At 69.9% G+C, this 26817-nt stretch carries 22 protein-coding genes and 1 pseudogene; 9 read left to right on the forward strand and 14 right to left on the reverse strand.

Features of this window, described 5'->3' with window-relative positions:
• Position 1: 1 nt before the first annotated feature.
• The 3 genes from KBO27_RS09610 to KBO27_RS09615 all read right to left on the reverse strand — a co-directional run bounded on the left by KBO27_RS09610 (position 2) and on the right by KBO27_RS09615 (position 4410).
• On the reverse strand, positions 2–3157 hold the full coding sequence (locus KBO27_RS09610) for an arabinosyltransferase domain-containing protein (RefSeq protein WP_210969604.1): 3156 nt from the start codon (positions 3155–3157) through the stop codon (positions 2–4).
• Positions 3158–3346: 189 nt separating this feature from the next.
• Positions 3347–3472 carry a hypothetical protein gene (locus tag KBO27_RS34190; RefSeq protein ID WP_281420692.1) on the reverse strand — a complete coding sequence of 42 codons (126 nt, stop codon included), beginning with the start codon at positions 3470–3472 and terminating at the stop codon, positions 3347–3349.
• 407 nt (positions 3473–3879) lie between these two features.
• Positions 3880–4410 carry a hypothetical protein gene (locus tag KBO27_RS09615; RefSeq protein ID WP_210969605.1) on the reverse strand — a complete coding sequence of 177 codons (531 nt, stop codon included), beginning with the start codon at positions 4408–4410 and terminating at the stop codon, positions 3880–3882.
• Between the two features lie 130 nt (positions 4411–4540).
• On the opposite strand from KBO27_RS09615, the gene KBO27_RS09620 reads away from it, so the two are divergent.
• Positions 4541–5113, forward strand: a complete 573-nt coding sequence (locus tag KBO27_RS09620; protein ID WP_210969606.1) for a heme-binding beta-barrel domain-containing protein — start codon at positions 4541–4543, stop codon at positions 5111–5113.
• A 129-nt stretch (positions 5114–5242) separates the two neighbouring features.
• Here KBO27_RS09620 and KBO27_RS09625 read toward each other — a convergent pair whose 3' ends face one another.
• Positions 5243–5446 (reverse strand): cold-shock protein, encoded by a 204-nt coding sequence (locus KBO27_RS09625; protein ID WP_125088080.1) that lies wholly within the window; start codon positions 5444–5446, stop codon positions 5243–5245.
• Between the two features lie 349 nt (positions 5447–5795).
• On the opposite strand from KBO27_RS09625, the gene KBO27_RS09630 reads away from it, so the two are divergent.
• Positions 5796–6908, forward strand: a complete 1113-nt coding sequence (locus tag KBO27_RS09630; protein ID WP_210969607.1) for an LLM class flavin-dependent oxidoreductase — start codon at positions 5796–5798, stop codon at positions 6906–6908.
• 27 nt (positions 6909–6935) lie between these two features.
• Here the strand turns inward: KBO27_RS09630 and KBO27_RS09635 are convergent, their stop codons facing one another.
• Complete coding sequence (locus tag KBO27_RS09635) at positions 6936–7556, reverse strand: L-threonylcarbamoyladenylate synthase (protein WP_210969608.1); 621 nt, start codon at positions 7554–7556, stop codon at positions 6936–6938.
• A 155-nt stretch (positions 7557–7711) separates the two neighbouring features.
• Here KBO27_RS09635 and KBO27_RS09640 point away from each other — a divergent pair, with 155 nt between their 5' ends.
• Positions 7712–9772, forward strand: coding sequence for a TRAP transporter permease (locus KBO27_RS09640; protein ID WP_210969609.1), 2061 nt, complete (start codon positions 7712–7714; stop codon positions 9770–9772).
• Positions 9762–10742 carry a TAXI family TRAP transporter solute-binding subunit gene (locus tag KBO27_RS09645; RefSeq protein WP_210969610.1) on the forward strand — a complete coding sequence of 327 codons (981 nt, stop codon included), beginning with the start codon at positions 9762–9764 and terminating at the stop codon, positions 10740–10742. Before KBO27_RS09640 ends, KBO27_RS09645 begins: the two co-directional genes overlap by 11 nt.
• Before the next feature lie 45 nt (positions 10743–10787).
• On the opposite strand, the gene KBO27_RS09650 is transcribed toward KBO27_RS09645, so the two are convergent.
• Together KBO27_RS09650 and KBO27_RS09655 are read right to left on the reverse strand one after the other, a co-directional pair.
• On the reverse strand, positions 10788–11411 hold the full coding sequence (locus KBO27_RS09650; protein ID WP_210969611.1) for an HNH endonuclease family protein: 624 nt from the start codon (positions 11409–11411) through the stop codon (positions 10788–10790).
• A gap of 116 nt (positions 11412–11527) precedes the next feature.
• Positions 11528–12745 carry an MFS transporter gene (locus KBO27_RS09655; RefSeq protein ID WP_210969612.1) on the reverse strand — a complete coding sequence of 406 codons (1218 nt, stop codon included), beginning with the start codon at positions 12743–12745 and terminating at the stop codon, positions 11528–11530.
• A gap of 220 nt (positions 12746–12965) precedes the next feature.
• On the opposite strand from KBO27_RS09655, the gene KBO27_RS09660 reads away from it, so the two are divergent.
• The 5 genes from KBO27_RS09660 (at position 12966) to KBO27_RS09680 (ending at position 17416) form a co-directional block, all read left to right on the forward strand.
• Positions 12966–14552 (forward strand): long-chain-fatty-acid--CoA ligase, encoded by a 1587-nt coding sequence (locus tag KBO27_RS09660; RefSeq protein ID WP_246536626.1) that lies wholly within the window; start codon positions 12966–12968, stop codon positions 14550–14552.
• Positions 14549–15325 (forward strand): SDR family NAD(P)-dependent oxidoreductase, encoded by a 777-nt coding sequence (locus KBO27_RS09665; RefSeq protein WP_210969613.1) that lies wholly within the window; start codon positions 14549–14551, stop codon positions 15323–15325. Before KBO27_RS09660 ends, KBO27_RS09665 begins: the two co-directional genes overlap by 4 nt.
• A gap of 146 nt (positions 15326–15471) precedes the next feature.
• Positions 15472–16446: an NAD(P)H-dependent flavin oxidoreductase gene (locus KBO27_RS09670; protein WP_210969823.1), complete on the forward strand. Its 975-nt coding sequence runs from the start codon at positions 15472–15474 to the stop codon at positions 16444–16446.
• A gap of 14 nt (positions 16447–16460) precedes the next feature.
• Positions 16461–17003: a PadR family transcriptional regulator gene (locus tag KBO27_RS09675; RefSeq protein ID WP_210969614.1), complete on the forward strand. Its 543-nt coding sequence runs from the start codon at positions 16461–16463 to the stop codon at positions 17001–17003.
• A complete protein-coding gene (locus KBO27_RS09680; protein WP_210969615.1) occupies positions 17000–17416 on the forward strand; it encodes a nuclear transport factor 2 family protein in 417 nt (138 codons plus the stop codon). The genes KBO27_RS09675 and KBO27_RS09680 overlap by 4 nt, the downstream gene beginning before the upstream one ends.
• Positions 17417–17645: 229 nt before the next feature.
• On the opposite strand, the gene KBO27_RS09685 is transcribed toward KBO27_RS09680, so the two are convergent.
• The 7 genes and pseudogenes from KBO27_RS09685 to KBO27_RS09715 all read right to left on the reverse strand — a co-directional run bounded on the left by KBO27_RS09685 (position 17646) and on the right by KBO27_RS09715 (position 26816).
• On the reverse strand, positions 17646–18434 hold the full coding sequence (locus KBO27_RS09685) for an endonuclease I family protein (RefSeq protein ID WP_210969616.1): 789 nt from the start codon (positions 18432–18434) through the stop codon (positions 17646–17648).
• Positions 18435–18568: 134 nt separating this feature from the next.
• Positions 18569–19693 carry an MFS transporter gene (locus tag KBO27_RS09690; RefSeq protein ID WP_210969617.1) on the reverse strand — a complete coding sequence of 375 codons (1125 nt, stop codon included), beginning with the start codon at positions 19691–19693 and terminating at the stop codon, positions 18569–18571.
• Positions 19694–19877: 184 nt separating this feature from the next.
• Complete coding sequence (locus KBO27_RS09695) at positions 19878–20660, reverse strand: DeoR/GlpR family DNA-binding transcription regulator (RefSeq protein WP_235879007.1); 783 nt, start codon at positions 20658–20660, stop codon at positions 19878–19880.
• Between the two features lie 23 nt (positions 20661–20683).
• On the reverse strand, positions 20684–21676 hold the full coding sequence (gene pdxA, locus KBO27_RS09700; RefSeq protein ID WP_307870316.1) for a 4-hydroxythreonine-4-phosphate dehydrogenase PdxA: 993 nt from the start codon (positions 21674–21676) through the stop codon (positions 20684–20686).
• Entirely contained in the window at positions 21673–22869 is a 1197-nt protein-coding gene (locus KBO27_RS09705; RefSeq protein ID WP_210969618.1) for a four-carbon acid sugar kinase family protein, read from the reverse strand. Before KBO27_RS09705 ends, pdxA begins: the two co-directional genes overlap by 4 nt.
• 151 nt (positions 22870–23020) lie before the next feature.
• Positions 23021–26056: pseudogene (locus KBO27_RS09710) on the reverse strand (ATP-binding protein); the annotation flags it as partial.
• A gap of 103 nt (positions 26057–26159) precedes the next feature.
• Positions 26160–26816 carry a response regulator gene (locus tag KBO27_RS09715; RefSeq protein ID WP_210969620.1) on the reverse strand — a complete coding sequence of 219 codons (657 nt, stop codon included), beginning with the start codon at positions 26814–26816 and terminating at the stop codon, positions 26160–26162.
• Between the last annotated feature and the right edge of the window lies 1 nt (position 26817).

The following is a 26817-nucleotide window of genomic DNA, read 5'->3' on the forward strand; positions in this document are numbered from 1 at the left end:
GTCAGCTCTCGTTGCCGGTGATCGCCGGTTCCACCGGGCGCAGGTCGGTCCGGCCGTCGGAGGTGGGCACCCGGCCGGGGAGCTTGACGGCGTCGGTGAGCGGGCCGGGGCTCCAGTCGCCCCAGTGCGTCTCGCTCCGCACCTGCATCGCCGCCTCGGCACCGACGGTGTCCGGGTTGTACGGGTCGACCACGTAGATCGCTCCCCAGTCCCGGTTCGGCGCTCCCCGCAGGTAGGCGGGCAGCTGCCGAACGCTGGCGCCGACGTTGAGCCAGCCGAACGGGCCGCCGCCGCCCGGGGCCGACCAGGTCTGCCCCATGTCGCGCATGATGCCCCCGCCCGCGATCCGGAAGCGCGGCATCTCGAACACGCCGTTGCGGATCTTCGCCGGTTGCAGGCACGGGTGCACCAGCGCGGCGGGCCACTCCACGAACGTCGGCTGGCTGCCGATCAGGTTGGTCATGGTCGTCAGCACCGGCACACGCGGGGCGCTGAAGGCCAGCCAGCCGCCCTCGTCGTCGCGCTGGTCGGCCGCCACGACCCGGGCCTTCTGGGCTCCGGGGGCGTCAAAGCGCACGTCCTGCCAGGCACCGCTGTTGAGCGAGAAGTCCCGGTGACCGCTGACCTCGAAACCGCCGGGCAGCTCACGACCCCACTCCACGCGCAGCGAGTTCCCGCCGGTAGACGAGCCGGCGAACTGCAGCACCACGGGTGTGGTGCCCTCGGTGGCCTGCGGTGGAAGGTCGAACCACGGGGTGCGGATCTCGCCGGTGCCGGTCGCGTCGGCGTCGAAGGTCCCCCAGACCGGCGCGTCGTCACCGCCGTAGCCGAACGGCGGGGTGAACTGCGGGCTGCCCGGATAGCCGAAGCGGTGGAAGCCCTGCTGCTCGGCGCGCAGGTAATCGGCGGGCTGAGCGGGATCGCTGGACGTGCGCGGCTGGTCGCCCGACGGGGCGAGCACTCCGCGACGCGGGTCGGCTTCGACGTTGATGTAGTCCGACAGCCCGCAGCTGCTCCCGGCGATCTGCTTGACGTTGTCCGGGCCCAGGCTGTAGCTGCCGCGCTGCTTCTCGATGCCGACGGCGAACAGCCCGACCTCGCCGACCAGGCACAGCGCGCAGGTGATCGTCAGCGGCGCGGCGCCCAGGCTCAGCACGCGCTTGCGCGCGGTCGGGGTCACCACCGGCGGCTCGCCGTGGCGGACGTGCTCGATGAAGGCGACGACCAGGGCGAGGAACCCGATGACCAGGAACGCGGTGCTGGCGTGCCGCCCGTCGAGGCTGGGCGCCTTGTCGAACCACGGCACGCCCCAACCGGAGACGTACCACCAGGAGTTGGTGCCGGTCACCGAGTACGCGCACACCACCATCAACCCGGCGAAGAACCCGGCCCGGTTGCGGCGGGAGCGCAGCACCGCGGCGCTGGTGGCCAGGGCGGTCAGCGCGGCCAGCACCGCTCCGATGGCGGCGAACACGCCGAAGTGGTGGGTGTGCTTGGTCGGGGTGGCGGCCAGCACGACGAAGCACAGCACCGCGATGCCGAGCATCCGCCTGCTCGGCCCCACGGCGGCTCCGCGGATCTTGCCGCGGCGCAGGAACACCACACCGCTGGCAACGATGCACAACATCAGCAGCAGGACCGGGAAGCGGCGGGTCAGCGAGCCGTCCGGCCACTTGTCGAACAGCTTCTCGTAGCGGCCGAGCTCCTCGTACCAGGAGTCGTTGGGGCCGAACTCGGTCTTGAGCTCCACGGAGTCCAGCACCGACTGCAGCGTCTGGTCGAAGAACACCCCGACCAGGATCACCAGACCGGCCGCGGCGATCGGGGCCAGCACGGGCAGCGCGCCGATCTCCCGGATCCGCCGCCACAGCAACCGGAGCAGCGGTTTGGCCGCGGCGAGGAACGGCAGCACCGCGACCATGCCGTGCGGGTTCGCGCCGAGGCCCAGGGCCGCGGCCAGCAGTCCCAGCGCCGCCGGGGTCAGCCGCTCGGTGGCCACGGCGCGTTCCACGGCGCACACCGAGAGCAGGAAGAACACCACCACGACCGGCTCGGGCCGCAGTCCGTTGTTGTAGGGCAGCCAGAACGCGAGGAAGACCGCAGCGGCGGCCCATCCGGCGGATTCGCTGCGCCGGACCTGCTGGCCGAGCCTCGGCAGCACGCCGCGGCTGAGCAGCAGCCAGCTGACGACGCCGAGGAACAGCGCGGGCAACCGCACCCACGGGGTGGCCGCGGAGATGTGCACCCACAGCGCGTAGATCTCGTAGAACCAGCCGAAGGGCGATTCGGGGTTGCCGAACCAGCGGAAGTAGTTGGTGACGTAACCGGCGTCGGGTGCGGCGCGCAGCATCGTCAGGATGTAGCCGTCGTCGGCGGTCATGGCGCCGATGAGCCACCAGACCGCGAGCGCGCCGAACACGACGACGTCGCGCACTCCCAGCCGCCACCAGCCCACCGGCAGCCGCCGCACGGGTGCGCGGATCTCCAGCTTGCGCAGCGCGAGCAGGGAGCCGACGAAGCACAGCACGGCCAGCACCATCGCCGTGGTCTTCAACGCCGTCGGAGTCGTGGCGAAGCGGGTGTCGACCCCGGCTTGGAAGTCCAGACCGCGCACGTCGTCGCGCTGGTCGTCGAGCTGCGAGTAGATCCCGGTGAGCTGCGGCCGCTGGTCGCCACCGGCGGAACCCAGCGGCACGCTCGCGATGTCGGCGCGGGTCTCCCCCGCGTCGGAGTTGACGGTGATGGCGCAGTCGCCGGCCGGCAGGGCCGCCGAGCCGATCTGGTGACCTCGCGAGAAGAAGCTGACCTGACCGTTGTCGATCTGCAGGTTCATGCCGGTCAGGCCGCCGTAGGTGCCCGACGGCGCGTTGGTGGCCAGCAGCTCGCCCGCACCGTTGATCCGCTCGTCGAGACTGCGGGCCGCGGCGCAGGGCACGGTGGCGTTGAGCCAGAGGGGTTCGTGGGTGAGCAGCGGGGCCGACACCGCACGGGTGCCCTCGGCCGTGGGCCACTTCAGGGTGGTGACGTCGTGGTTCACCGGGAGAAGCGGTACCGCGACCGCCAGCAGCGCTGACAGCAAACCGAGTACCGCGGCCACGATGCGCGCGCCTCGCCGCGCCGGGTCGCGACGCGTGAACCGCGTCGAACGCTGACTCACGCGCTCGCCACCTAACCTCGCAGGACTGCTCCTCGCAGAGCTTAAACGGTGACGACGGTCCGCTTACCCCTGGCGGGTGAAGAACCGGGAGCCTGCGTGGTCAGGCGAGCGCCGAGGGCGCATCCTCGTCACCCGGCTTCCGCCGCGGACCGAGGAGCGGATCGGCCACCGTTGGAACGAGCGGGAGGATCAGGCCGCGAGGGCCGGTTCCATGTCACCGGTCATCGGGTTGCGCCGGGCGTCGAACAGGTATCCGACCCAGAACCCGATGACTCCGGCACCAACGACAGCCAACGTTCCGACAGCACGCACCATGGGAGGTTTCCTCTTCTCGGCGGCGCCCGATCCACTGGACCCGACTACCTGCTTCTCATGGGGAAATGCTCAACCCGTCGGGTGGCAGCGCCGTTGCACAAACGATAACCGGCCGTTAAATGACCGACCACGCCACCCCTCGGAAACCTCCGGTCACGTTCAGTCATCCCGCCGACCCGCTAACGGAGTAGTCGGTGCCCGTTGGGGCGTGCGACGAAGGGCCTTGGTGAGCTGCCCGCACGCAGGAGATCCGGTCTCGGGACCAGGCCGCCACCCGGCCGAAGCCGTCACCTCTCATGCGGACATTTCGCAACCGGTTAACCGATGTCACTCTCTTGGGAAAGCATTGCGAAAAGCGCTCGGAATTCACGTTCCGCTCAGAACCGTTATGCGCGGTGCAACGGGGGTCACATGTTGATCTGCGCCAATCCGCGTTCGTCCCGAGTCACCTCGGGCCAGGGTTTGCGGGCTTCGGCGAGGATCTTCGCGACCACGTCGGTGATCTCGCCCGCGGACTCGGCCATCGCGGTCACGTCGCCGGCGTGCGCGGCGGGATCCAGTCCCGCGCGGCGCAGGAGCGGGCCGACGTCGCGCAGGGCCCGCGCCATCCAGGCGATGGGGTCGGCCGACAGCGCGGGGTCGAAGACGCGCTCGCCGGGTTCGCCGTCGGACATCTCCGGGTGCCAGTGCATCCGGTCGGCCGCGTGCGGCCGCGACTCCAGCAGGTCGAAGCGGCAGATGCCGCGGCTGAGCCACGCCGCTCTGGAGGAGTAGATCGAGCCGGCCTCGGCGGACTCCGACAGGCCGCGCAACTCGAGGCGAACACCCCGTTCGCGCACGTCGGGTTCATCGGCGAGCGCGGGGTCGGCGAAGTCGACGCCTTCCACGGTCACCGCGAGCTTCTCGAAGCAGTAGATCCGGTACACACTCGAAGACAAGCACAGCGCCGCCCGCGGCGACAAGGACGATCACCTACCACGAGCAATGTCCACTGTGGATTTCCCAGACGCCGGTACGCCCCGCCGTGTCGGTGCGAGCACCGCTCGCACCGGCTTCTAGGCTGCCGGGGTGAGCACTCCCGAGGACTTCACCCGGTTGCCGATCCCCGCCGACACCATCGAGCTCGGCAGCGGTCCGCCGCTGCACGACGCGTGCGCGCCGCTGCGGGAGCTGGTCGGCGCGTGGCGCGGCGAGGGCGAGGTGGACTACCCGACTATCGACGGCCCGTTCCGCTTCGGCCAGCAGGTGACGATCTCCCACGACGGGCGCCCCTTCCTGCGCCACCAGGCGCAGGCGTGGCTGCTCGACGCCGGGGGCCAGGTGCTGCGCCCGGCCGCCTGGGAGACCGGCTGGTGGCGCCCCGGCGCCGAGGGACGGCTGGAACTGCTGCTGACGCACGCCACCGGCCTGCTCGAACTCTTCTACGGCAGCGCGCAACCGGGGCGCTGGACGCTGGAGACGGAGACCGTGCTGGCGACGGCCACCGCCAAGGACGTGCGGGCCGCGCAACGCTCCTACGCGCTGCGCGGGGACGTCCTGGACTACGCCGAGAGCCGGGAGATGGTCGGCGAGCCGATGACCCCGCACGTCTCCGCGACCCTCCACCGGGTGCGCTCCGGCGGTGGAGACCACTCGGGTTGAACCGCAAGAAGCCCCGCACTCGTTTCCGAGGTGCGGGGCTTCTTGTCTGCGGGCCGTGTGACCGGCTCTTTGAAGTGGAACGGCTACCTCACTCGGCAGTTCGTTCCGGTATTACGTGAGACGCCGTGTTCAGATGACGCGGACGTCGGCCGCCTGCGGGCCCTTCGGGCCCTGGCTGACCTCGTAGCTCACCTTCTGGTCCTCATCGAGGCTGCGGAAGCCGCGGGCGTCGATGGCCGAGTAGTGGACGAAAACGTCCGGGCCACCGTCGTCCGGGGCGATGAAGCCGAAGCCCTTTTCCGAGTTGAACCACTTCACGGTTCCCTGTGCCATGCTTGCTCTCTCCTTCTGGGAGCCGGTACTACATCAGACCGTCACACTGCGTGACGGCCTGGGCCGCGGATCGAACGGCGACTTGTCCAGCTACAACCAGAAAGCAGCACGCTCGCATCACCATCCTGCGAGTGTGCGCGAACACGACCCCAGAAAAATACGACCGCCACGAACACTACACGGTCCCTCGTGGACACGTCTGCCTCTATCGCCCGGCCGTGTCGTGACCGGCGTCACATTTTTCTCGGTAGCCCGAACGCGTGCGGGAACGCTGTTCCGGGAAGAAGAGGATCTTGTCCCAGCCCTCCTGTTCGAGGTGAAATCCATTCACAATCGAATGAGGAGAACCATGTCCAGCACGTTGCTCACCGGCCGGGACTTCAAGCTCGGCCTCTTCTCCCCCAACTGCTCCGGCGGTCTCGCCATCACCAACGTCGCCGACAGGTGGGGCGCGAGCTGGGCCGACAACCTCCGGCTCGCCCGCCTCGCCGACGACTCCGGGATCGACTTCATCCTGCCCATCGCCAGATTCATCGGCTATCCGGGCAGATCCGGCTTCCACGAGAGCGTTCTGGAACCCATCCCCTGGGCCGCGGGACTGCTCGCCGCCACCCGGCGGATCACCGTGTTCGCCACCGTCCACACCGCCTTCAACCACCCGGTGGTCAGCGCGAAGCAGCTCGCCACGCTCGACCACGTCGGTGAAGGCCGGGCCGGGCTCAACGTGGTCGCCGGCTGGAACGAGCCCGAATACCGGGCGATGGGCCTGGAACTGCCCGAATCCCACGACGACCGCTACGCCCTCGCGCAGGAGTGGTGGGACCACGTCCGAGCCCTGTGGACCCGCGAGGGCCGGTTCGACCTGCCCGGCAGGTTCTTCGACCTCGAGGGCGTGGGCGCTACTCCCAAGCCGGTCAACGGCACGCTGCCGCTGATCAACGCCGGGTCCAGCCCGCAGGGACGCGCCTTCGCCGCGCGCAACGCCGATTTCGTCTTCACCGCGCTCAGCGACCCCGGCCACGGTTCCGAAGTGGTCACCGAGCTGCGGCGGGACGCGCGCACCCGGTACGACCGCGACGTCGGGGTGATGGCACCGGCTTTCGTGGTGTGCCGCAAGACCCGAGCCGAAGCCGAGGAGTTCCTGCGCCACTACGCCGAGGAGAACGCCGACTGGGACGCGGTCGAGGAGCTGATGCGGCTGCAGGGCATGTACGCCCAGTCCTTCGCCAACGACATCATGGACACGCTGCGCACCCGCTTCGCCGCCGGGCACGGGACCTGCCCGCTGATCGGCACTCCGCAGGAGGTCGCCGACGAGATCGAGCGCTACGCCCAGGCGGGCCTGTCGGGCATGACGCTGGCGTTCCTGGACTACGTCGGCGAACTCGAGGACTTCGTCGCCGAAGTGCTGCCGCGCCTGGAGGCCAAGGGGATCCGGCTTCCGCTCGCCGAGCGGACCTGAGAGCGGAAGCCACCGCTTCGGGTTTCGCTACTCGAACCGCGACGGGTCTCCCGCGCCGACTCGCACCACCTCGGGCTCGTCGGTGGAGAAGTCGACGACCGTGGTGGGTTCGACACCGCAGTCACCGGAGTCGATGACCGCGTCCAGGACGTGGTCCAGCTCGTCCTTGATCTGCCAGCCCTGCGTCATCGGCTCCTCCTCCCCCGGCATCAGCAGGGTGCTCGACAGCATCGGCTCTCCCAGTTCGGCCAGCAGGGCCTGGGCGGCGACGTGGTTCGGGATGCGCACGCCGACGGTCTTCTTCTTGGGGTGGAGCAACCGGCGCGGGACTTCCTTCGTGGCGGGGAGGATGAAGGTGTAGCTGCCGGGCGTGGACGCCTTGATCGCGCGGAACACCGCGTTGTTGATGATCACGAACTGGCCGAGCTGCGCGAAGTTCTGGCACACCAGCGTGAAGTGGTGCCGGTCGTCGAGCCGGCGGATGGTGCGGATCCGGTCCATGCCGTCCTTGTTGCCCAGCTGGGCGCCGAGGGCGAAGCAGGAGTCCGTCGGGTAGGCGATGAGTCCGTTGTCCCGGAGGAGGTCCACCACCTGCCCGATCGAGCGCGGCTGCGGGTTGTCCGGATGAACGTCGAAGTACTTCGCCATGCGGACCAGCATAGGAGCCGTGGCACGGTTGCCAAGCGCAACCGAACCCGGCGAGTCGATCTGTAGACATCCCTCGTTCGCCCGCGCATCCTGTTGCCCCGGGACGTGACCTCGGTTACATCCCGCCGGAGCACAACGGGCCGAAGGGGCGAAGAATGAGCCGGGCGACGCGGCCTGATCACGACGAAATCCCCGACGACACCAACGATCCCGGCGAGATCGCCGCGACCCACGACGAGGAGAAACCGGCCCGCCGGCTCTCCCGCCGACCGGAACTGCTGGTCTACCTGACGGCCCTGGCGGTGGCGCTGCTGGTGCTCCGGCAGGTGTTCTTCCCGCTGACCAAGGGCAACCAGTTCTACCTGGTCATCTTCCTCGGATGCACGCTGCCGCTGGTGTTCCTGTCCTACCGCCCCGGCGGCAGACGCGGTTCCGGCGAGCGCGACGACCCCGGCTGGTACGACTGGGGCCTGTCCGCGCTCGCGCTGCTGGTGGGCTTCTACCCGGTGCTGCCGTTCGGCTCGGGCGGTTTCGACGCGTTCCTCGACCGGCAGGGCAGCCTGTCCGGTCTGGACGTCCTCGCGGGATCGTTGCTGCTGCTGTTGGTGCTGGAGGCGACCCGGCGCACCACCGGCTGGATCCTGCCGGTGATCTGCGCCGCCTTCGTCGGTTTCGCCTACTACGGCGGTTTCCTCCCGCAGCACTGGGGAATCGCGCACGCCGGGGTCGACTTCAGCCAGATCGTCAACGCGCTCTACAACGACGCCAGCGGGTTCTACGGCACTCCCCTCGACGTCGCGGCCTCCTACATCGTGCTGTTCACCCTCTACGGGGCGGTGCTGTCGGCCTCGGGCGCCGGGCAGTTCTTCGTGGACTTCTCCTTCGCGGCGTTCAAGCGCTCGCGCACCGCTCCCGGCCGCACCGCCGTGCTGTCGGGTTTCCTGCTCGGCACCGTGTCCGGGTCGGGCACGGCGACGGCGGTGAGCCTGGGATCGATCACCTGGCCGATCCTGCGCCGCGCCGGGTACCCGCAGGAGAACGCCGGTGGGCTGCTCGCGGCCTCGGGCATCGGGGCGATCCTGTCGCCTCCGACGTTGGGCGCGGCGGCGTTCATCATCGCCGAGTACCTCCAGACCTCCTACCTGACGGTGCTGATCTGGGCGTGCGTGCCCACGCTGCTGTACTACCTGGGCATCGTGTTCTCGGTGGAAGCCGACGCGCGGCGCTTCGGCGCGCGGGCCGTGAACACCGAGCACGGCAGCGCGTGGCGGATCCTGCTGCGCGGCGGGTACCACTTCCTGTCGCTGGCGATCATCGTGGTGTTCCTGGCGATGAACATCCCGCCGTTCGCCGCCGTCGTCTACGCCACCGGTGTGGCGGCGCTGTTCGCCCTGGTCTCGAACCTGGTGCGCGCCACCGGCGGTCCCGGCCGGGCGGTGCTGGACTGGGCGCGGAGCATGGTCGACGCGCTGTCTCTCGGGGTGCGCGGGGCATTGCCGGTGGTGGCGGTGTGCGCGGCCGCCGGGATCATCACCTCGACGATCACCAAGACCGGCCTCGGCCAGGAGCTCGCTGACGCGCTGGTGCAGGCGGCGAACGCGCTCTCGTCCGACCCGACGGTGATCCTGGTGCTCACGGTGGTGTTCTCGGCGCTGGCCGTGGGAGTGCTGGGCCTGGCGGTGCCGGTGACGGCGTCGTTCATCATCGCCTGGGTGGTCATCGGCCCGGCGCTCGGCGCGCTCGGGGTGGCCGACGCCGAGCGGGCGATGTTCATCTTCTACTACGCCGTGCTGTCCGAGGTCACGCCGCCGACGGCGCTGGCGGCGGTGGCCGCCGCGGCGATCACCGGCGGCCGGGTGATCAGCACGATGATGCAGGCCTGGAAGTACACGCTGCCCGCGTTCCTGGTGCCGATCGCGTTCGTGCTCACCGACAACGGCGCGGCGCTGCTGCTGCAGGCCGATGCGGTGACCGTGCTGTGGGTGCTGGCGGTGTCGGTCGTGGCGGTGGGCGCGTTGAGCGTGGTCACCGGCGGCTGGTTGTTCGGCCCGGTGCCCACCCCGGTGCGGGTGCTGTTCGCGCCGGGCGCGCTGTGCCTGCTCTACCTCGAACCCCCGGTGATCGCCGTGGGGCTCGGCTTCTGCGTGCTGGGCCTGCTCGCCCAGCTGGTGTTGCGCCGCAAGGCGAAGTTCAAGGAGGAGCTCGATGCGGATTAAGGCATTGCTGGCGACCGCGGCCGCGGCGGCGCTGGTGCTCACCGGCTGCGGCGGCAAGCAGGTCCAGGAAGCACCCACCGGACAGGCGGCGTCCTGCGAGGCCGGTGACGGCCGGCTGACCATCGCCACCGGCAACACCGGCGGCGTGTACTACGTGCTCGGCGGTGGCCTGGCGCAGGTGATCAGCCAGAACACCAAGCTGCGCGCCACCGCCGCCGAGACCGGCGCCTCCGTGCAGAACATCCAGCAGCTGGTGGCCGGGGACTACGACATCGCCTTCACCCTGGCCGACACCGCCGCCGACGCGGTCGCGGGCAAGGGCTCCTTCGACGGTCGGCAGCAGTCGATCCAGGCGCTGAGCCGGATCTACCCGAACTCCACGCACGTGGTGGTCAAGGCGGATTCGGGCATCAACAGCGTCGCGGACATGCGCGGCAAGCGGATCTCGACGGGGTCGCCGAAGTCGGGCACCGAGGTGATCGCGAACCGGCTGCTGGAGTCCGCGGGCCTGAACCCGGGCGCCGACATCCAGGCGCAGCGGTTGGCGCTGGGCAAGTCGGTGGACGGGATGAAGTCGGGCACGATCGACGGGCTGTTCTGGTCGGGCGGGCTGCCGACGCCCGAGATCACCGATCTGACCACGACGATGGGCGGTGCGGTGAAGTTCATTGACATCACCCCGCAGCTGCCGGAGCTGAACAAGATCAGCCCGGTCTACGAGCAGGGCACCATCCCGGCGGCGACCTACGGCCTTCCGGCGGACGTGCCCACGGTCGAGGTGCCGAACCTGCTGGTGGTGCGGGACGACTTCGCGCCCAACAACGCCTGCGCGGTGACCAAGCTGCTGTTCGACCGCAAGGCGGACCTGGAGGCCGTGCACCCCTCCGCCAAGCAGATCAACCGCGACCAGGCGACCAAGAGCGACCCGGTGCCGCTGCACCCGGGCGCGAAGCAGGCCCTGGGCGGGTGAGCGCAGCGGGTGGGGAAGTTGAGCCCACTCCCCCACCCGCGCAACTCACTTGCAGGTCGCGAGCATCTCCGTCAGCGCCTTCTTCTCGGCGTCGGTGACCGACAGGCCGTAGCTCTTCTTCACCGTGATCCAGTCCGTGGCGTAGACGCACCACTGGCCCTGGGCTGTGGGCTTCCAGGTCGACGGGTCCTGGTCGCCCTTGCTGCGGTTGGAGCTGGAGTCCACCGCGACCAGCTGCGGCAGGCTCATGTCGTTGGCGAACTGCTGGCGCTTGGCGTCGTCCCACTTGTTGGCACCGCTGCGCCAGGCGTTGGCCAGCGGAACCATGTGGTCGATGTCCACGCCCTTGGCCTGCGCGACCCTCTCACCGGTGTAGAGGCTCGTCCACGAGCCCGAGGTGACCTCGCACGCCGAGTTGGCCTTGACGCTCTGGCCGTCGCGGGCCAGCACCGCTTCGCGGGTGTTGCAGTTCTTCCCGGCGTCCGGTTGCGGGATCCAGTGCTTGAACTTCTCCCGCGAGTACCCGGTCATCGAGCCGGCCGGAGCGACCGCGAGCTGCGCGAGCTGGTCGCTCGCGGGACCGGTCGCCGCGCTGACCTTCGAATCGAGCAGCCCGGATTCGAAGACGAGCCACATCGCGCCCAGCAGCACCGCAGCCACGACCGACATCCAGACAGGTTTCTTGCTAGCCGACACCCGACTCCCCCTTCTCGGCGAGGTGTTCGGCCAATTCGATCATCCGGGGTGTCCAGCGATCACTCCACCACGTGGGCTCTGTGTCCCAGCTAACGATCACCCGTCAGGCCCAGCACGGTCCGGCGCGGCACGTAGCGCGGCGTGTACCGCAGCAGCAGACCGGCGCCGAGCAATCCGAGGAGACCCATTCCGGCACCGGCGATCCCGACGCCGGCCAGGGCGGTGAGACCGGAGATGACCAGCGGTCCGACGGCCTGGCCGAAGTCGCCGGTGAAGCGCCAGGCGCCGAGGAACGGGGCCGGCCCGGGGTGCGGGGCGAGGTCGGCGCCGAGGGTCATCAGGATGCCGCTGCTGGTGCCGTTGGCCAGCGCGAGCAGGACCGCCACCGCCGCGAAGGTGGGCACGTCGGTGACCGCGAAAAGCAGCATGTGCCCGATGGCCAGGCCGGTCATCGACGGCACCGCCGCCCACAGCCGTCCCCAGCGGTCCATGATTTGCCCGGAGGAGTAGGACAGCGCGAAGTCGACGCCGCCCGCGATGCCGATGACCAGGGCCGTGGTCGACGGCGGGAGGCCGGCCGCGACGGCCACCAGCGGCAGCACCACGTTGCGGGAGGCGCGCAGCCCGCCGAGCAGCGCGGCGCAGGAGCCCATCCGCAGCAGCACGCCGCGGTGGCGGTTCATGGTGGGCAGCAGGCCGTGGTGGGCTTCGCGCCTGCCGGGGCCGTCGGCGCCGGTGAGGTTGCCGGTGAACAGCAGGAGCACGAGCGTGGCGACGGCGAAGCCGACGTGGATGAGGAACACCGATCGCTTCTCGGGGCTGATCACCAGCACCAGCGAGGACACGAAGGGACCGATGAAGTAGCCGGCGCGGAACAGCCCGCCGAGCACGCTCAGCGCCCGGGCCCGGTAGCGCACCGGAACGCTGGTGGTGATGAACGCGTGCCTGGCCAGCGCGAACACCGCCGTGGACAGCCCGACGAGGAAGACGCCGGCGCCGAGCAGCCACGGGTTGGTGGAGAAGTAGCAGCCGAGGAGTCCGGCGATCGACACCAGCGAGGCGAGGATCATCGCGGTGCGTTCGCCGAGCCGGTGCACGAGCGCGCCGCTGGGCAGGTCGCCGACGAGCTCACCGACCATGATCATGGCCGCGATCAGGCCGAGCGCGCCGAGTCCGGCGCCCTGGTCGGCGGCGACCAGCGGGATCATCGGCAGGATCGCGCCCTCGCCGGTGGCGAACAGCAGGGTCGGACCGAAGGCCGCGAGCGCAACGGTTCTCAGCTCGAAGGGCTGCTCTTTCTCGGTCACTCTCCGTTGACACCTCGCCGCGACATTGGCTCGACCACTCGCTCCGCGATCAGCCTCGCACGTCGGAGACCAGGCCTGGAACAACCGGAGCCCCCGAAACCCCTTCGCACAGCGTGAAGTTCATTACGCCGGGGTGAACACAACGCGCAGTCCTCGCCTTGACCACCTCCAGCCGCGCCCGCACGATGAGTTGGCCCATCCCCTCAACGGCGAGGTGACGATGTCCGCACAGACCGGCCAGGGCATGACGCTCAGCGACCAGCTCGCGCGCCACGCCCGCAAGATCCCCGACGAGATCGCGCTGCGGCACGGCGAGGCCTCCCGCAGCTACGCCGAGTTCGACGACCGGGTCACGCGGCTGGCCAACGCGCTGCGCGACCGCGGGCTGGGCGCGGGTGAGAGGTTCGCGGTCGCGACGCTCAACCACCTGGAGACCATCGAGGCGTTCGTGGCCGGTTCGCGCATCGGGGCGATCTGCGTACCGGTCAACTTCCGGCTGGTGGCCGGCGAGATCGCCTACGCCCTCACCGACAGCGGCGCGAGCGCGGTGATCACCGACTCGTTCCTCGCCGAGACCGTGGCCGAGGCCCGCGAGCAGGCCCCCGGGACGCGGTTCGCGCTGGTCATCGGCGGCGGCGACGCGGGTGCGGAGTCGGCGGGCTTCGAGCGAGCGCTGGCCGCGGCCTCGCCCGAGCACGACGAGCTCGCCGTGGACCTGCACTCCCCCGCGTTCATCATGTACACCTCCGGCACGACCGGACGCCCCAAGGGCGCGGTGCTGTCCCACTACAACCTGCTGATGCACACCTGCAGCCTGCTGATCCACAACGGGGTCTCCGAGGACGACAGGGTGTACCTGGTCGGGGTTCCGCTGTTCCACATCGCCGGGGTGTCGGGGCTGATGGGTCCGCTGCTGCGCGGCGGCCGGATCGTGCTGTCGTCCTCCGGGCGGTTCGATCCCCGCGAGACCGTGGAGATGCTGGCGCGGGAGCGGATCTCGGGCTGCTTCTTCGTGCCCGCCCAGTGGCAGGCGATCTGCTCGCTGCCCGACATCGCCGAGCACGACCTCTCGGCGCTGCGGCGGATCAGCTGGGGCGCGGCACCGGCGTCGACGACGCTGCTGCGGCAGATCATGGCGACGTTCCCACAGGCGGAGCTGAGCACCGTGTTCGGGCAGACCGAGTGCAGCCCGGTGACCACGGCGCTGCGGGCCGAGGACGCGTTGCGCAAGATCGGGTCGGTCGGAACGCCGCTGCTCAACGTCGAGGTGCGCATCGTCGACGACGAGATGAACGACGTCGCCACCGGCGAGGTCGGCGAGATCGTCTACAGGGGACCGACGGTGATGAGCGGATACTGGAACAAGCCGGACGAGACCGCGGAGGCCTTCCGCGGCGGCTGGTTCCACTCCGGTGACCTGGTGCGCCAGGACGCCGACGGCTACATCTACGTGGTCGATCGCAAGAAGGACATGATCATCTCGGGTGGCGAGAACATCTACTGCGCCGAGGTCGAGGAAGCGCTGTCGGGACATCCCAAGGTCGGCGAGGTGGCGCTGATCGGCGTCCCGGACCAGCGGTGGGGCGAGTCCCCGCTGGCGGTGATCGCTCCGCGCGATCCCGCCGATCCGCCGACCGACGAGGACATCGAGAGCTGGTGCCGCGCCCGCCTGGCGGGTTACAAGCGGCCCAGGCAGATCCGCGTCGTCGAGCAGCTGCCCCGCAACCCCAGCGGCAAGGTCCTCAAGACGACGCTGCGCAACCAGTACCGCGAGCAGTCCACCCCGCAGGGAGGCGGCACCCCGTGAGCGAGAAGCCCCATCCGTTCGACCTGACCGGGCACGTAGCGCTGGTCACCGGCGGCAACTCCGGGATCGGCCTGGCGATGGCCGACGCGCTGGCGGCGGCCGGGGCGTCGGTGTGCGTCTGGGGCACCAACGCCGAGCGCAACGAGGCCGCGGCGCGGGAGCTCGAAGGGCACGGCGGGAAGTTGCTCGCCGTGCGCTGCGACGTCGGTGACGAGGAGCAGGTCGCGCAGGCTATGGAGCGGACGGTGGAGACCTTCGGGCGGCTGGACTCCTGCTTCGCCAACGCCGGGATCGGCGGTGCGGGAAGCCGTTTCGTCGACACCGAGCTCAGCGAGTTCCGGCGGGTCACGCGGGTGGACCTGGACGGGGCGTTCCTGACGCTGCGGGCGGCGGCGCGGCAGATGCTGGCGCAGGGAGAGGGCGGCAGCCTGGTGGGCACCTCCAGCCTGGCGGCTCGGCAGGGCCAGCCGCGCGGGCAGGCGTACGCGGCGAGCAAGGGCGCGCTGGTGTCGATGATCAAGTCGATCGCGATCGAGCTGGCCCGCCACGGCATCCGCGCCAACGCGGTGCTGCCGGGCTGGGTGAGCACTCCGCTGGCCGATCCGACGCTCGACTCGGAGGCCTTCCACCGCAAGGTGCTGCCGAGGGTTCCGGCCGGCCGCTGGGGCGAGCCGGGTGACTTCGGTTCGCTGGCGGTGTACCTGGCCAGCCCCGCCAGTGCCTACCACACCGCCGACGCGCTCACCGTCGACGGCGGTTACGTGAACTTCTAGCCCGCGCGACTGTTCCCCCCTCCGGCGAACGGCCTCCGGGGTTCCACCCGATCGCGCACCTATGCAACCCGTTGCATTGCAACTCGGTGCATAGTAACTTCGACGTTCGCCGGGAGCGTTCTGATTCCAGAAGGGCAGTGAGCATCGTGCTGCGGACCAGGTTCACCGAGGAGTTCGGCGTCGAGCACCCCATCGTGCAAGGCGGCATGCAATGGGTCGGCCGCGCCGAGCTGGTGGCGGCTGTCGCCAACGCCGGCGCTCTGGGCATGATCACCGCGCTGACCCAGCCCACGCCGGAAGACCTCGTCAAGGAGATCGCGCGCTGCCGTGACCTGACCGACAAGCCCTTCGGCGTCAACCTGACGATCCTGCCGGCGATCACGCCACCGCCCTACGCGGAGTACCGGCAGGCCATCATCGAGTCCGGCGTCACGATCGTGGAGACCGCCGGGTCCAACCCGGCCGAACAGGTCGCGGCGTTCAAGCCGGCCGGGGTGAAGGTCCTGCACAAGTGCACGAGCGTGCGGCACGCGCTCAAGGCCCAGCAGCTGGGCGTGGACGGCGTGAGCATCGACGGCTTCGAGTGCGCCGGGCACCCGGGCGAGGACGACATCCCAGGCCTGGTGCTCATCCCCCGCGCCGCCGACGAGCTCACCATCCCGATCATCGCCTCCGGCGGTTTCGCCGACGCCCGCGGCCTGGTCGCGGCGCTGGCCCTCGGTGCGGACGGGGTGAACATGGGCACCCGCTTCATGTGCACCCAGGAGTCACCGATCCACGACGACGTCAAGAAGCGCATCACCGAGGCGGGCGAGCGCGACACCGAGCTGATCTTCCGCCCGCTGCGCAACACCGCGCGGGTGGCCAGCAACTCGGTCAGCCGGGAGGTCGTCGCCAAGCTCGACGACGGCGGCGCGTTCGAGGACGTCCGCGAGCTGGTCGCCGGCGCCCGGGGACGCCAGGTCTACGAGGAGGGTGACACCGAACTGGGCATCTGGAGCGTCGGTATGGTCCAGGGACTGATCAACGACGTTCCGACCGTCGGGGGCCTGGTCGACCGCATCGTGAGCGAGGCGGGCGAGCTCATCCGCGACCGGCTCGGGAAGCTCGTCGCCGGCTGAGAGGGAGGCTGCCGTTGTCTCTGGAGTACGCGATCCTGGTGTCGCTGCGGGAGCGCGCGGGCTCGGGCTACGAGCTGGCGCGGCGGTTCGACAAGTCGATCGGGTACTTCTGGGCGGCGAGTCATCAGCAGATCTACCGCAGCCTCAAGCGCATGGTCGAGCTCGGCTGGGTCGACCGCGACGAGGTCGCCCAGCAGAAGCGACCGGACAAGAAGGTCTACCGGGTCAGCGATTCCGGCGCCGAGGAACTCGCGCGCTGGATCGCCGAACCCGCCTCCACCCGCAACGACCTGACGGTCAAGCTGCGCGGCGCGTCCTTCGGCGACGTCGGGCGGGTGCGGGAGGAGATCGCGCGGCACCGCGACCAGCACGCCGCGCGGATCGCGATCTACCGCGAGATCGAGCGGCGCGACTTCCCCGGCACCGCGAAGCTGTCCGGCCAGGCGTTGCACCAGCACCTGGTGCTCAGCGGCGGGATCCGCACCGAGCAGGCGCTGCTGGAGTGGTGCGAGGAGACGATCCGAGCACTCGACGACGACCAGGATCGAGGAACATGAACGCCGCAGAACGTTTTCGCGCAGCCATCGAAGCGGGCGACTTCGACGCAGCGGTCGAGGAGTTCACCGACGACATCCGCTTCTTCAGCCCGGTGAAGTTCACGCCGTTCGAGGGAATCGACACCGTGCGCGCGCTCTTCCGGGTGCTGCAGCGGACTTTCGAGGACTTCCGCTACGTCGGCGACTTCCCCGGCGAGGGGCAGACGCCCGACGGCGAGAACGCCCGGGCCCACGTCCTGCACTTCCGCACGGCCGTCGAGGGCAAGCAGGTCGAGGGCATCGACCTCATCCACCTCGACGCGCAGGACCGGATCACCACCTTCACGGTGATGATCCGGCCCATGTCCTCGCTCCAGGCCGTCAGCGAAGCCATCCACCGAGGCCTCGTCCAAGACGGAGTAGTCCCAAGCTGACCTGAGACATCAGCACCCGAGTGGTGCGCGTCAGGCAAGCGACGCAGTCGCTTTCTCAGTACCCCACCTGACCAACCCGCACCGCCGGGGGTTCTCAGACGTCCTCTGGTGAGGACAGCCGCAGCGCCGCGTATTCGACATACTCAAGTCGCGGACCCCGGAGCCAGAGGACGTCTGAGGTTCCCCCACCCGCACCGCCCAGCAAATCAGCCGACGGATGAAGAAGAAGTCACCAGATCTCTTCGACCCATTCCGGGTGGTCTACGAACGGGTTCCTGTTGTGCTGGATGTCGGTGAAGATGACCTCGTTGCGACGCTGCTCGAAGGCGTCCGGCGGGTCCTGCTCGTTCCACTGCTTGAGGACCGTGAGCTTGCCGATGTTGGGGGCGCTGCCGTTGCCGACCTGGTCGTTGACCTCGAGGTCGGCGAAGCCGTCGGTGCCCTCGTAGCGCACGGACATGTAGAAGATCATCCGGGCGACGTCGCCCTTGACGGCGTCGCGGGGTTCCCACGAGTCGTCGTCGGTGAAGTTACCGGGGGCTTCGGCGGACTCGGAGCCGCCCATGTCGAAGTCCTTGCTGCCGCGGTCGGAGTTGACCGTGACGTCGGTGGGCCGCAGGTGGTGGACGTCGGTGCCCGGCCCGGGCACGGTGTCGAAGTCACCGTGGGACTTGGCCCAGACGTGCTCGCGGTTCCACTGGTCGGCGTCGCCGCCGTTGGTGTCCTTGGCCTGGGAGCGGCCGGTGTAGAGCAGGACGACGTTGCCGGTGTTGTTGGGGTCCTCGTCGGTGACCTTGAGTGCTTCCCACACGTCGTCGTAGTTCAGGGTGGTGACGCCGTTGCTGATGATGCCGTGCAGCGCGGCTTCCAGCTCGGGGCCGGTCTTGCCGATGGCGTCCTGGTAGTAGTCCTCGGCGGTGGGCTGGGCGGGCGAGGCCACCGCGACGGCGGCGGTCGGCACGGCCACCAGGACCGCTCCGCACAGCAGCGATAAGGGCTTCCAGCGGGTGATCTTCATGATTCCCTCTCCCCGTGGTCGAGTCGGGGGAAGCGTGACACAGAAACGATCACCATTGGGTGACACAAATCTGGTGACGAGATGGCGTGAAATGGACGCTTCGGTGCCGGAAATCCGCAGCGAGCTGCGAAAAGTCAATCAGTGGCGCGGGGCGTCCGAGGCCACCAAATGGAAACAACGGGAATCATCAGTGCCAGCAGCAGGCCCGCGAGCCCGAATCCCAGCGCGGGGTCGCTGTAGTACAGGCCGGTGAACACCGCGGGTGCGGCCGACATCCCGAGGAAGCGCCAGGCGGTGACCACCGAGATGGCCCCGCCTCCGCCGCTGCCGCCGAGCACGGTGGAGTGCACGGCGACCAGGATCAGCTGTCCGCACACCCCGGCGGCGGCCCAGGCCAGCACGACCACGGGCAGCGAGTCCACCAGCCCGATCGCGGTGATGGCGACGGCCGCGGACAGGACCCCGGTGATCAGCATGGCTCTCACGCCGAAGCGGTCGACGGCGCTGCCGGTGAGACGGGCGCCGAGCACGCCGGCGATGCCGTAGGCGGTCAGCGCGAGGCCGCGCGCGCCGGGGCTCAGGGCGAAGGCGTCGTCGAGGCGGAAGGAGACCAGGAACGGCAGTCCGGCCGAGCACATCCAGGCGACGCCGGCGATCCCGCCGCTGAGCAGCACCACCGGTGTCCAGGCGTCGCGCAGCGCACCGGGGGCGCGCGTGCCCGCGGGTTCGGTGTCGGGTGGCAGCGGGCTGACTGCGAGCAGCGCGGCGACGATGGCGACGCCGACGAAGGCGAGCTGCCAGGCGCTCTCGGCGGCGAGCCCGCCGACCAGCGGTGCGGTGGTCTGGCCGATGGCCTGCATCGCGCCGTAGGTGCCCATGGCCCGGCCGAGCCGTTCCCGGGGCGTCCCGGCGGCGATCTTGGAGAGCAGCAGCGGCGTGGTGAAGGCGTTGGCCACGCCTTGCAGCGCGCGCGTGACCTGGAACAGCCAGAACCAGGGTGCGATCGCTCCGAGCACCGCGACCACGGCGTACCCGATGTAGGCGATGCGGATGGTGCGGCTGCTCCCCCAGCGTTCGCCCAGACTGCCGGACACGAGCATGACCAGGGCGAACGGCAGCAGGTAGGTGGTGGTGGTCGTGGCGGCGAGGCTCGGTGTCACGGAGAAGTCGGCGCTGAGCTCGGGCAGCATCGCGGCGACGATGCCGCCGCCGAAGGGTCCGAGGAGCCCTCCGATGTACAGCGCGACCCGGGAGTTCACCGCGCCACCTCCACACCGCGACGATCGTTAGCCGCGCGAACGGTAACACCGCGAACGCGACCGCGACGTCCACTGTGGCCGAGATCCCGGCAGCGGGCGGTTTCGGTCCGACCTGATCGGGGCTCAACGGGCATCGATCACGGGCGTCTCGGACCCGACCCGGCGACATCGTGAAGCCCGGACGTCAGACGGTGATGATGGTGACCCCGGTGAGGCAGCGGAACGGAGCCAGGTCGGTCTCGTCCGCGTTGGTGTCGGTGACCAGCGTCCACGTCGCCGGGAGCGGCGCCCAGGCGTTGAAGGGCTTGGCGCCGAGCTTGCTGCTGTCGGCGAGGATGAAGACCTCGCGGGACTGGGCGATCATCTGCTCCTTGAGGCGGGTCTGCAGCAGGCTCGCCTCGCAGATGCCGTGACGGGAGTCGAGGCCGTCGGCGCCGAGGAACGCCTTGTCCGCGGTCACCCGGGACAGCGTCAGCTCCGCCAGCGGACCGACGAAGCCCTGGCTGATGTGCCGCAGCTCGCCGGCCAGCGACACCACCTGCACCGGGTCGGCGTCGACCAGCTCGGTCAACGCCATGACGCTGTTGGTGATCACCGTCAGACCGGAGCGGTCGCGCAGCCGGTGCGCCAGCTTCCCGGTCGTGGTCCCGGCGTCGAGGATCAGCGTGTCGCCGATGGAGACCTGCTCGGCCGCCCACGCGGCGATGCGGTCCTTCTCCGCCGAGGCCAGCGCCGTGCGCTGGCCCAGCGAGGGTTCCGCGCTGGAGGCTGGCATCGCACCGCCGTAGGTGCGGGCGAGCTTGCCCTGGTCGGTCAGCAGTTGCAGGTCGCGCCGGATCGTCGACGGCGTGACCGCTAGCGACGCGGCCAGCTCCTCGACCTGCACCGCGCCCTGCTCGGTCACCAACCGCTCTATCAACGCCCGGCGCTGCCCCGCCGAGAGGCGTCCTTCGACTTCCGCGCTCACGCCGCGATCCTCCCAGAAGCGGATCATGGTCTTCCGGCCAGTGCCGCCGCTTGGCGCAGTGCCTCCACCATGCTTCCCGCTTCGGCCGTGCCGGTGCCCGCGATGTCGAAGGCCGTCCCGTGATCCACCGAGGTCCGGATGACCGGGAGCCCCACGGTGATGTTCACCCCTGCTTCCAGGCCGAGGATCTTCACCGGCCCGTGCCCCTGGTCGTGGTACATCGCCACGACCAGGTCGAAATCTCCGCGTCCGGCGCGGAAGAACACCGTGTCGGCCGGCAAGGGGCCCTGCGCGTCGATGCCGTCGGCCCGGCAGACCTCCAGCGCCGGCTCGATCTTGGCCTCCTCCTCGCCGTGCCCGAACAGGCCGTTCTCCCCCGCGTGCGGGTTGATCCCGCACACCGCGATGCGGGGAGCGGCCACTCCGGAGTCGACCAGCGTGCGGTGCCCGCGCCGCACGGTGCGCTCGACGAGTCCGGGTTCGATCCGCTCGATGGCGTCGATGAGCCCGATGTGCGTGGTCACGTGGATGACCCGCACCGTCCCGGTGGACAGCATCATCGACACCTCCGGCACACCGCACAGCTCGGCGAGCAGTTCGGTGTGCCCGGGGTAGCGGTGCCCGGCGGAATGCAGCGCGGCCTTGTTCAGCGGCGCGGTGCAGATCGCATGCACCTGCCCCGCCATCGCCAGTTCGGCGGCCTTGGCGACGTAGCGGTAGGCGCCTTCACCGGCCACTGCGGAGAGCTCCCCGAAGGGCAGGTCCGCCGGGATGCCACCGAGGTCGAGCACCTCGATGGTCTCCGGGTCCTCGGTGGCCTCGGCCGGTCCGGAGACCGGTTTGACGCGCACGTCGATCCCGCAGATCTCGGCGGCCCTGGTCAACCGGGCGGCGTCGCCGATCACCACCGGGCGGGCCAGGCCCCGCAGCTCCGGTTCGGCGAGCGCGCGCACGACCACTTCGGGTCCGACTCCGGCGGCGTCGCCCATGGTGACGGCGATGGCAGGCAAGGTCACGCGACGGCCCTTCCGCAGCGCACCGCGGACACCGCGCGGTGCAGGGTGTCCGGCGCGCCGAACGCGCCGGCCTTGGTGATGACGTAGCCGGGTTCCTTCTCGATGGTCCGGCCCAGCACCACACCTGGTTCCAGCTCGTTGAGCAGCCGCAACCCGCTGACCCCGCGTCTGCCGAGGACGGCGCGGGCGGTCTCGCCACCGGTGAGCACCAGCAGTCCGGCACGTTCGGTGGCCGGTGCGCACACCTCCGCGAGCGCGGCGGTGAGTTCGCGCGACAGGCCGGCTTCCACCGGCCCTTCCACGGTGACCAGCACGTCACCGGTGCACAGCGCGTCGTGGAGCTGCTCGCCGATGCGCGCGAGCGCGCCGGGCTCGGCGTCGACGAGGGCGCGCGCCGACAGCCGCCGGGTGTGGCCGAAGCGTTCGGCCAGGTAGTCGGCTTGCTGGCGGGATACGCGGTGGGCGCTGCCGACCACGGCCAGCACGGGCCCGTCGACCGGAGGTGGCGGTTCGATGTCGTAGCCGGGACGCAGCAGTTCGGCCAGCGCGTCGGCCAGGCCGGCGGCGCCCACCCAGTGCGGCGGTGTGGGAGCGGCGGAGCCCGCGGTGGCCACTGCGCGCAGGTCGCTCTCCGACACCGCGTCGCAGATGACGACTTCGGCTTCGGTGAGCAGCTGCGCGACTCGTTCGCGCAGCTGCGCGGGCTTGCCGCGCACCGAGGCCAGGGCGACGTGGCGGACTTTCAGCCCGTCCAGGGCGGAAGCGATGTCCACCGGCGGGTCGTCGGGTTCGGCGTTCCAGGAATCGGTGTGGTGCAGCGGAATTCCGTTGATGTGCACGACTCCGCCGAGCACGGTGCGGCCGGTGGCCGGCGAGGCCGGGCACAGCAGCACCCCCGCTCCGTCTGCGTGCTCGACGATCGCACCGACTTCGGCGGCCACGTTGCCGCGAAGCGTGGAATCGATCTTCTTGAAAACGACGCGGCCTTGCGCGTGCCCGTCCAGTGCCTCGTGCACGCGCTTGGCGGCGAGATCGGGTTCGATGTGCCTGCTGTCGGTGTCGGCCACGAACACCTCGGCGTCCCCGGTGTCGTCCAACGCCAGCAGAGTGCGCATTTCGCGCAGCGCGAAGGGGACTCCGGAATCACCGGCACCGCTGAGGTCATCGGCCACGACCAGGACTCGCGATCCCATGATCACCTGCTCTTCTGCTCGCCGAAAAACCCAACGAGCACCCCCCGTCGGGCTTGGTCTAACCATAGAGATCGCTGCGCGAATCGCGCAATAGTCCTATCCAGCGAGTGCACAGTGCGCAACGTTGTGCGCGAAGTGGGGGCAGCGGGCGCTATTCGGCTTCGGTGACCATTCCCGCTGGTAGGTGTTCTGAGAGCAGGTCCAGGAGCAGGTCGGCGTCGACGGGTTTGGTCAGGTACTCCGTCGCACCCGCCGAGATGCTCTGCTCGCGGTCGCCCTTCATCGCCTTGGCGGTCACGGCGATGATGGTCAGATCCCGGTAGCGGGGCATCTCGCGAATCATGCGGATGGCCTCGTTGCCGTCCAGCTGCGGCATCATCACGTCCATCAGCACGATGACGATGTCGTTGTGCCTGCGCAGTTCCCGGAGCGCGCCCAGCGCGTTGTCGGCGTGCACGACGAGCAGCCCGTGCTGCTCCAGCAGCACCCGCATGGCGTGCACGCTGCGCTCGTCGTCGTCGACGACCAGCACCTTCTCCGCGTTGAACTGCAGCGCGCCGCGCTGTCCGGGCTCGGCGGCGCGGTGCACGTGCGGCTGCGTCTCCCGGTTGATCAGCTCGCTGGAGCGCAGCGGCGGATCGATGCCTTCGGCGGAGACGTCCAGGCTGCTCTCGGCCTCGGTCGGAACCCGCGGGTGCGGCGGCGTTTCGACAACGGGCGGCTCGACCTCGGGTGCGTCCTCGGCGACCGCGTCGTCCTCCGCCGGCTCCACCACCTGGGGTGGTGTGTCGACGGCGGGTTCGCTCGGCAGGAAGAGGCTGAAGGTGCTGCCCTGGCCTGGTTCGCTGCGCACCTGCAGCTCACCGCCGAGCAGCGTGGTCAGCTCGCGGCTGATCGACAGCCCCAGGCCCGTGCCGCCGTACTTGCGCACCGTGGTCCCGTCGACCTGCTGGAACGCTTCGAAGATCAGCGACAGCTTGTCGGCGGGGATGCCGATCCCGGTGTCGCGCACCGAGAACACGATGCGCTGCCGGGCCCGGCGCAGCGCCCCGCTGTTGACCTCGGTGGGCTGGGCGAGGCGGATCCGCAGTTCGACGCTGCCCCGGTCGGTGAACTTCACCGCGTTGGCCAGCAGGTTGCGCACGATCTGCTCCAACCGGCTGCGGTCGGTGTGCACGCTCGACGGCAGCGCGGGCGCGACGACGACCCGGAACTCCAGGCCCTTCTCGGCGGCGACCGGCCGGTACATCGACTCCAGGCTGCGCGCCAGCTCGCCGAGCACGACGTCCTCGGGCAGCAGGTTCATCTGGCCGGCTTCCACCTTGGACAGGTCGAGCACGTCGTTGATCAGCTGCAGCAGGTCCGATCCGGCCTGGTGCACGGTCTTGGCCAGGTCCACCTGCTGCGGGGTGAGGTTGCCGTCCATGTTGTCGGCGAGCAGCTTGGCCAGGATCAGCACGCTGTTGAGCGGTGTCCGCAGCTCGTGGGACATGTTGGCCAGGAACTCCGACTTGTAGGCCGAGGCCTGCGAGAGCTGGCGGGCGCGTTCTTCGAGCTCCTGGCGGGCCTGCTCGATCTCGATGTTCTTGAGCTCGATGTCCTTGTTCCGACTGGCCAGCAGCGCGGCCTTGTCCTCCAGCTCGATGTTGGAGCGCTGCAACTCGTCCTGCTGGTTCTGCAGCTCCTCGGACCGGGCCTGCAACTCGCTGGCCAGGTGCTGGGACTCGCCCAGCAGCGCTTCGGTGCGCGTGTTGACCACGATGGTGTTGACCTCGACGCCGATGGACTCCTTGAGCCGGTCCAGCAGGTCCAGGTGCACCGAGCTGAACCGGTGGATCCCGGCGAGCTCGATGACGCCCAGCACCGCGCCCTCGAACAGCACCGGCACGATGGCCACGTTGGTCGGCGCGGATTCGCCCAGCCCCGAGGTGATGTGGATGTGGTCGGGTGGCGCGTCCTCCACCAGGATCGACCTGCGGTCCACGGCCGCCTGCCCCACCAGGGATTCTCCGAAGTCGAACCGCAGCGGCGGGCCGTCACGCGGCGGCGGGCTGCCGTAGCCGGCGGTGTGCTCCAGGTAGCGGTGGCCGTCCTCGGCGGTGCGGGTCAGGAAGAACGCGCCGTGGTGGGCCGACACCAGCGGCGCGAGCTCGGACATGATCAGCTGCGCGAGCGCGTCGAGGTCGTGCTGGCCCTGCATCAGCGCGGAGATCCGGGCCAGGTTGGTCTTGAGCCAGTCCTGCTCCTGGTTGGCGCGGGTCGTCTCCTTGAGGTTGCTGATCATCGCGTTGATGTTGTCCTTGAGCTCAGCGACCTCGCCGGAGGCGTCGACGGTGATCTGCCTGGTCAGATCCCCCTCGGTGACCGCGGTGGCGACCTGGGCGATGGCGCGGACCTGGGTGGTCAGGTTCCCGGCGAGCCGGTTGACGCTCTCGGTCAGCCGCCGCCACGTGCCCGAGACGTCGGCGACCTCGGCCTGGCCGCCGAGCTTGCCCTCCGTGCCGACCTCGCGCGCCACGCGGGTGACCTCGGCGGCGAACGCCGAGAGCTGATCGACCATCGTGTTGATCGTCGTCTTGAGCTCCAGGATCTCGCCGCGCGCGTTGACGTCGATCTTCTTCGACAGGTCGCCGCGCGCCACGGCCGTGGTCACCTGGGCGATGCCGCGCACCTGGTTGGTCAGGTTGTCGGCCATGATGTTGACGTTGTCGGTGAGGTCCTTCCAGATCCCCGCCACGCCGTACACCCGCGCCTGGCCGCCGAGCTTGCCCTCGGTGCCGACCTCGCGCGCCACCCGGGTGACCTCCGCGGCGAACGCCGAGAGCTGATCGACCATCGTGTTGATCGTGTTCTTCAGCTGCAGGATCTCGCCCTGCGCGTCGACGTCGATCTTCTGCGTCAGGTCGCCGGCCGCCACCGCCGTGGCGACGTTGGCGATGTCGCGCACCTGGCTGGTGAGGTTGTCGGCCATGAAGTTCACCGAGTCCGCCGCCAGCGCCCACCCGCCCTGGACGTCGCCGTCGAGGGCGACCGGGGCAACCGGTAGCTGGCCGCGCGCCACCGACTCCCCCACCCGCTGCAACTCACCGGCCAGCCGCTGGTTGCGCTCGGCCACCTCGTTGTAGATCGCGGCGGCTTCCGCCGCGGCGCCGTCACCGGTGACCACCAGGCGGCGCCGGAAGTTGCCGTCGCGCAGCTCCCGCAGGGCGGGCAGCAACCGGGCCAGCACCTGTTCGGCGTCATCGCGGTCCGGCGGTTGTGACATCGACACCTCCCCCGACTTCGGCGCCTCAGTGCTTGTTGCGGGAATCGCGGTCCAGCCGCAGTTCGGTGGCCAGCACCGCGGCCTCGCTGCGGTGCCGCATCGCCAGCTTGGCCAGCATCTGCGACACGTAGTTCTTGATGGTCTTCTCGGCCAGCACCATCCGCTCGGCGATCTCGCGGTTGGTCATGCCCTCGCCGATGAGCTCCAGCACCTGCCGCTCGCGGGCGGTGAGCTCCCGCAGCGGGTCGGCCTTCTCCTGCTCCTTGCGCAGCCAGTTGAGCATGGCCTCGGTCCGCTGCTGGCTCAGCAGGGACTTGCCCGCGCCGACCGTGCGCAGCGCGCTGACCAGCTCCTGGCTGACCACGCCCTTGAGCACGAACCCGCTGGCCCCGGCCATGATCGCGTCCATGAGGGCTTCGTGATCGTCGAACGAGGTCAGGATCAGGCAGCGCAGCTCCGGCATCTGGGAGCGCAGTTCGCGGCACAGCTCGACGCCGTTGCCGTCGGGCAGGCGCACGTCGAGCACCGCCACCTGGGGGTTGCGCTTCGGCACCCAGGCCAGCGCTTCGGCGACGCTGCCCGCCTCTCCCACCAGTTCCAGGTCTTGCTCGGCATCCACCAGCGCGGCGATGCCGCGCCTGATCACGTCGTGGTCGTCGACCACGAACACCCTTGTGGTCATC

The sequence above is a fragment of the Saccharopolyspora endophytica genome, assembly GCF_018070075.1.
Classification (GTDB): Bacteria; Actinomycetota; Actinomycetes; order Mycobacteriales; family Pseudonocardiaceae; genus Saccharopolyspora; species Saccharopolyspora endophytica.

Bases quoted from the DNA above. Each gene is read 5' to 3' on its own strand.
- KBO27_RS34190 (WP_281420692.1), bottom strand. From the start codon at position 3,472: ATGGTGCGTGCTGTCGGAACGTTGGCTGTCGTTGGTGCCGGAGTCATC.
- KBO27_RS09640 (WP_210969609.1), top strand. From the start codon at position 7,712: ATGAGCCGGGCGACGCGGCCTGATCACGACGAAATCCCCGACGACACC.
- KBO27_RS09650 (WP_210969611.1), bottom strand. From the start codon at position 11,411: ATGTCGGTCGTGGCTGCGGTGCTGCTGGGCGCGATGTGGCTCGTCTTC.
- KBO27_RS09660 (WP_246536626.1), top strand. From the start codon at position 12,966: ATGTCCGCACAGACCGGCCAGGGCATGACGCTCAGCGACCAGCTCGCG.
- KBO27_RS09705 (WP_210969618.1), bottom strand. From the start codon at position 22,869: ATGGGATCGCGAGTCCTGGTCGTGGCCGATGACCTCAGCGGTGCCGGT.
- KBO27_RS09635 (WP_210969608.1), bottom strand. From the start codon at position 7,556: ATGGCGAAGTACTTCGACGTTCATCCGGACAACCCGCAGCCGCGCTCG.
- KBO27_RS09630 (WP_210969607.1), top strand. From the start codon at position 5,796: ATGTCCAGCACGTTGCTCACCGGCCGGGACTTCAAGCTCGGCCTCTTC.
- KBO27_RS09715 (WP_210969620.1), bottom strand. From the start codon at position 26,816: ATGACCACAAGGGTGTTCGTGGTCGACGACCACGACGTGATCAGGCGC.
- KBO27_RS09680 (WP_210969615.1), top strand. From the start codon at position 17,000: ATGAACGCCGCAGAACGTTTTCGCGCAGCCATCGAAGCGGGCGACTTC.
- KBO27_RS09645 (WP_210969610.1), top strand. From the start codon at position 9,762: ATGCGGATTAAGGCATTGCTGGCGACCGCGGCCGCGGCGGCGCTGGTG.
- KBO27_RS09625 (WP_125088080.1), bottom strand. From the start codon at position 5,446: ATGGCACAGGGAACCGTGAAGTGGTTCAACTCGGAAAAGGGCTTCGGC.
- KBO27_RS09685 (WP_210969616.1), bottom strand. From the start codon at position 18,434: ATGAAGATCACCCGCTGGAAGCCCTTATCGCTGCTGTGCGGAGCGGTC.